The sequence below is a fragment of the Variovorax sp. dw_954 genome, from assembly GCF_018449755.1.
In the GTDB taxonomy this organism is placed as follows: domain Bacteria; phylum Pseudomonadota; class Gammaproteobacteria; order Burkholderiales; family Burkholderiaceae_C; genus Variovorax.
Genome location: NZ_JAAVVD010000064.1, coordinates 1 through 4,445 on the forward strand (window position 1 = coordinate 1; position 4,445 = coordinate 4,445).

Genomic DNA, 4,445 nt, shown 5'->3' on the forward strand with positions numbered 1-4,445 from the left:
TGAGCATGAGCACTGAGCTTGGTGGGCTGACGCCCGCTATTGATCAAGTTATGTGATGGTCCGGCCTCGTCGACCCTCATTGATCGTGAACAGATCATTGGTGGTTGCAGGCAGCGGGGGCTGTTCTGACCTTCTTTCAATTCAATCGAGGCCCCTGCCAGGCCGCCGGAGGCGCCCCGGTTGAGCCATGTACTTCATGGTTCAACCTCGATCGAGCGGTGGGGTCGCGACGTTGATCTTGTCCGGTCGCCATTACATGGCGTGCAGAGGTGCTGTGGGTGGCCAGGCCACTTGCGATGCGGGCGGTTATCGACCGGCTGGCCGATGAGTTTTCGTCAACGGGTGCGGTCGACGTCGTTGACCGCATGCTCTGCCTCGGCCACGCAGGCTTCGAGCTTGACGACGAGTTCGAGGAAGCTGTCTACCAATCCGGCGTCATAGTCCTCGGGATTGGCGCGCGCGAGCTCGATCACCTTGCGGTAGCAGTCGGCGGCCTCGCGGAACTGGCCGCGGGCCTCGTGGACCATGCCGAGCCGATCGTAGCCATCGTGCACCTCGGGGTAGCGAACCAGCAGCTCCCGGGCGGCTTGTTCGGCCTCATCGAGGCGGCCGGCATGGACCAGGTCGACCACGGCGTTGGACGCCGCATCCAGCGCCTGGGCTTCCTGCAACGTGGTCTGGATTTCCAGCAACTCGGCCTGGTAATCCTTTCGCAGAGCAGCTCGGTTGGCCATCTGGGCTTGCAACGCGATGCGCTGGGCGATGGCGGGCGCGAGGTCGGCCGCCCGATCCTTTTCCAGGCAGCACTGCTTGTACTTTTTACCGCTGCCGCACGGGCAGGGATCGTTGCGACCGGTTTTTGGCATAGTGGATCCCTCCTATCAAGACTGGGAGAGAGGACGGTTACTGCGTCGCCGCCCGGCACAGGCGCCGCCTGCCGCGTCGCTCCTTTCCTCGCGGGGACCTTGCGTCAACGGCCCCTTGGGAGGAGTCAATATCCATCACGAGAAGAGACCAGCCCAGTGTGCCATGCCTTGCTGCAAGACCCGAAGTTCCTCATCCTGCTTCTTCGCATCGACCACGAGTTCGCGGCGCAGTGTCGTGCCGAGGGCTGTCGATGCGGCGGCGATCTCCACCGATCTGACTACCCTCGCAAGCCGCGAGGCTGCCCGCCCGGCATGCGAGGCGATTGCTCATCGCGGCTGAGCTTTTGCTGTGCGGTGTGCCGCAAGCGGGCGACCTCGCTGTCGGTGCGCTTCCTGGGCCGGCGGGTGTATCTGGGACTCGCGGTAGTGCTGGCGTCAGCGTCGCGTACCGGGTTCGAGTCCACACCAACGAGCGTGCGTGTGGCCACGGAGTTGGGCGTCGCGCGTCAGACGCTGCAGCGCTGGCAGGCGTGGTGGATCGAGCAGTTCCCGCTGACGCCGTTGTGGCGCGCAACGTGCGCGCGCTTCATGCCGCCCGCTGATGTTGCGAGGTTCCCGGGCGCTTTGCTCGAGCGCTTCGAGGGCCCGCCGGCCCACAGCCTGATGCGTCTCCTTGTGTTCCTCAGCCCGGTGACGCTGCGCGGGCGGCAGGCCGAGCGTCGTTAAGGTATTCGAGGCCCGCTGATCACACGCAGAACCTGTGCGTAGACCTCCGGGGCGCAGGTCCATAGCCTTGGTTCCAGCAAGTCGCACCGCCGGTGTGGCGTCTCCTGGAGCTTCATGTGAAGAAATTGTTCGATCCGCCCAAGCGGGATCGCTGGGCGCGGCTGCGCTTCTCGGTCATCGGCGCCTTGATGGCCTCACCCCCCGAGCCAGGGCGGCTGCGCGATGCGCTGCTGGTCCTGGCGGCCAAGACGTGGCGTCACCCTGACTCGGCCTTGGACGTGCGCTTCGGCGTCTCCACGCTGGAACGTTGGTACTACGCGGCCAGGCGAAGCGACGACCCGCTGGTTGCGTTGCGCGACCGGCTGCGCGGCGACGAAGGTCGCTTCCCCAGCATGAGCGAGCAGGCCATCGCCGCCTTGACGGCGCAGTACCGGGAGCACTCCGGCTGGACGGCCCAGTTGCACCTGGACAACCTGCGCGTCACGCTGCAGGCCGCCGGCTTGCCGGTGGCCTCGTATGCAACGGTGCGGCGCTTCCTGCTCAGCCAGGGCATGCACAGGAAGGCCCGCCCCAAGCGCGCCACCGAGGGCGCGATGCTGGCCCGCGACCGGCTCGAACAGCTGGAAGTGCGCAGCTTCGAAGTCGAGCATGTCGGCGCGCTGCTTCACCTTGACTTCCACCATGGCTCGCGCAAGGTCCTCACCCGAGGCGGCCAGTGGGCGACGCCGATGCTGGTCGGCTTCATCGACGACCGCTCGCGCCTGGTCTGTCACCTGCAGTGGTACCTCGACGAGACGACCCAGACCCTCGTGCATGGCCTGTCGCAGGCGTTCATGAAGCGCAACCTGCCAAGGGCGGTAATGACGGACAACGGCGCGGCGATGGTGTCCGAGGAATTCGTCTGCGGACTCGCCCGGCTGGGTGTCGTGCACCAGACGACGCTGCCGTACAGCCCGCATCAAAACGCCAAGCAGGAATCGTTCTGGAGCCGCATCGAGGGCCGGCTGATGCCCATGCTCGAGGGAGAGCAGACCCTCACGCTGGATCGGCTTAACGAGGCAACCCAGGCCTGGGTCGAGCAGGAATACCATCGGACGGTGCACTCCGAGATCGGCGTCACGCCGCTGAGTCGCCATCTTGCCGGTCCGACCGTGGCACGCCAGTGCCCCGGCTCCGCGGCGCTGTCCGACGCCTTCCGCATCGAGGTCAAGCGCCGCGCGCGTCGATCCGACGGCACCTTCAGCCTGGAGGGCTGTCGCTTCGAGATCCCCGGACGGTATCGCTACCTCAACGACGTCCACGTGCGCTACGCCCGCTGGGACTTGAGCCGCGTCGACCTGGTCGACCCGCGCACCGGCGTCATCCTGTGCCCGATCAAGCCGCTCGACAAGTCTGCCAACGCCAACGCACAGCGCCGCAAGCTTGACCCCGTCGGACGAGACCTCTCGCCGCTGCCGCCCAGCGGGATGGCGCCCCTGCTGCTCCAACTGCTCGCCGAGCACGCCGCCACCGGCATGCCGCCGGCGTACCTGGCGACGCCCGAACCCGCGGCGCCGCGCACCAACGATCAGGACCCCGTATGAACCAAAGACTCCTGGCCCTGTACGGGCTGAAGTGGAACCCCTTCTCGCCCGAGCTCCCAACCGAGGCGATCTTCGTGCCGCCCAAGCTGGAGAACTTCTGTTGGCGCATCGAGCACGCCCAGATCCGCGAGGGGGGCTTCGCCATGATCCACGGCGACCCCGGCACCGGCAAGAGCATCGCACTGCGCCTGCTTGCCGAGCGACTGTCCAAGCTCTCCGACGTGACCGTCGGCGCCGTCAGTCATCCGCAAAGCAACCTGGCCGACTTCTACCGCGAGCTCGGCGACATCTTCGCCGTCGCGCTGCGCCCGCACAACCGATGGGGCGGCTTCAAGGCCTTGCGCGAACGCTGGCTGGCGCACCTGGACACCACCCGCCGGCGCTGTGTGCTGCTCATCGACGAGGCGCAGGAGATGAGTCCGGCGGCCCTGTGCGAGCTGCGCCTGCTGGCCAGCGCGCGCTTCGACTCGCAGCCGCTGCTGTGCGTCGTACTGGCCGGCGATGCCCGTCTCATCGAGAAGCTTCGACGCGAGGATCTGATCCCGCTGGGTAGCCGCATCCGCACCCGCCTGGCCACCGAGCACGCCAGCCGCGAGGAGCTTATCGAGGGGCTGGCTCATCTGCTGACCGGAGCAGGCAACGCCACCCTGATGACGCAGCAGTTACGTCACACGCTATGCGATCACGCCGCCGGCAACTACCGCATCCTCACCACCATGGCCGCCGAGCTCCTGGCCGTGGCCACCAAACGCGAGCTTCCCCAGCTTGACGAGAAACTCTACCTGGAGGTATTCGCACAGCCCGATATGTCAACTCCCCGTCGCGCCGGATCTCGGCGTTGAGCAGGCACGCAACATCATGAATACCGACCGCCAAGATCCCCACGCCCACCCCATCGCGCTGCCAACGCTCAGCGATGAAGCCGTCGTCGAAATCCGAAACTTCATCGAGCATGTGCTCGACCAGTTCGATATCCACTACGCCGCCCAGGTCCGCCGCTTCTACGAGGACCGCGCAGAGCACAACATGGTTCGTCCGACCCAGCCCGCCGCCGACGACGACAACCCGCCGTTCTGAAACCCTCACGCATCAATGCGCAACGCCGCCAGGCTCAAACCTGGCGGCGTTCTTGTTCACGCATTCGAGGGGGCATCAGACATCAGCAACCTTGAACACCTTGAACAATGTGTCGCCAGACACCGCCAACTCATTGTTCAACGACCATCGCCAAGCTTGATCGCCGGACCATCGAATTGGCTGATCACACTCA

At 65.9% G+C, this 4,445-nt stretch carries 5 protein-coding genes and 1 pseudogene; 4 read left to right on the forward strand and 2 right to left on the reverse strand.

Going from position 1 to position 4,445, the window contains the following annotated elements:
- Positions 1-335: 335 nt before the first annotated feature.
- Positions 336-734 (reverse strand): tetratricopeptide repeat protein, encoded by a 399-nt coding sequence (locus HB681_RS38625; RefSeq protein ID WP_256735268.1) that lies wholly within the window; start codon positions 732-734, stop codon positions 336-338.
- Between the two features lie 60 nt (positions 735-794).
- A pseudogene (locus HB681_RS37310) lies at positions 795-863 on the reverse strand (SEC-C metal-binding domain-containing protein); the annotation flags it as partial.
- Positions 864-1,022: 159 nt separating this feature from the next.
- Between HB681_RS37310 and HB681_RS37315 the strand changes: the two are divergent.
- The 4 genes from HB681_RS37315 (at position 1,023) to HB681_RS37330 (ending at position 4,252) form a co-directional block, all read left to right on the forward strand.
- Positions 1,023-1,592: a hypothetical protein gene (locus tag HB681_RS37315; protein ID WP_213959936.1), complete on the forward strand. Its 570-nt coding sequence runs from the start codon at positions 1,023-1,025 to the stop codon at positions 1,590-1,592.
- 116 nt (positions 1,593-1,708) lie between these two features.
- Complete coding sequence (locus tag HB681_RS37320) at positions 1,709-3,175, forward strand: DDE-type integrase/transposase/recombinase (protein WP_213959937.1); 1,467 nt, start codon at positions 1,709-1,711, stop codon at positions 3,173-3,175.
- Entirely contained in the window at positions 3,172-4,017 is an 846-nt protein-coding gene (locus HB681_RS37325; RefSeq protein WP_213959938.1) for an AAA family ATPase, read from the forward strand. Before HB681_RS37320 ends, HB681_RS37325 begins: the two co-directional genes overlap by 4 nt.
- Positions 4,018-4,033: 16 nt before the next feature.
- Complete coding sequence (locus HB681_RS37330) at positions 4,034-4,252, forward strand: hypothetical protein (protein ID WP_213959939.1); 219 nt, start codon at positions 4,034-4,036, stop codon at positions 4,250-4,252.
- Positions 4,253-4,445: the final 193 nt, after the last annotated feature.

Coding starts and splice junctions, on each gene's coding strand:
- HB681_RS37330 (WP_213959939.1), top strand. CDS start 4,034: ATGAATACCGACCGCCAAGATCCCCACGCCCACCCCATCGCGCTGCCA.
- HB681_RS38625 (WP_256735268.1), bottom strand. CDS start 734: ATGGCCAACCGAGCTGCTCTGCGAAAGGATTACCAGGCCGAGTTGCTG.
- HB681_RS37325 (WP_213959938.1), top strand. CDS start 3,172: ATGAACCAAAGACTCCTGGCCCTGTACGGGCTGAAGTGGAACCCCTTC.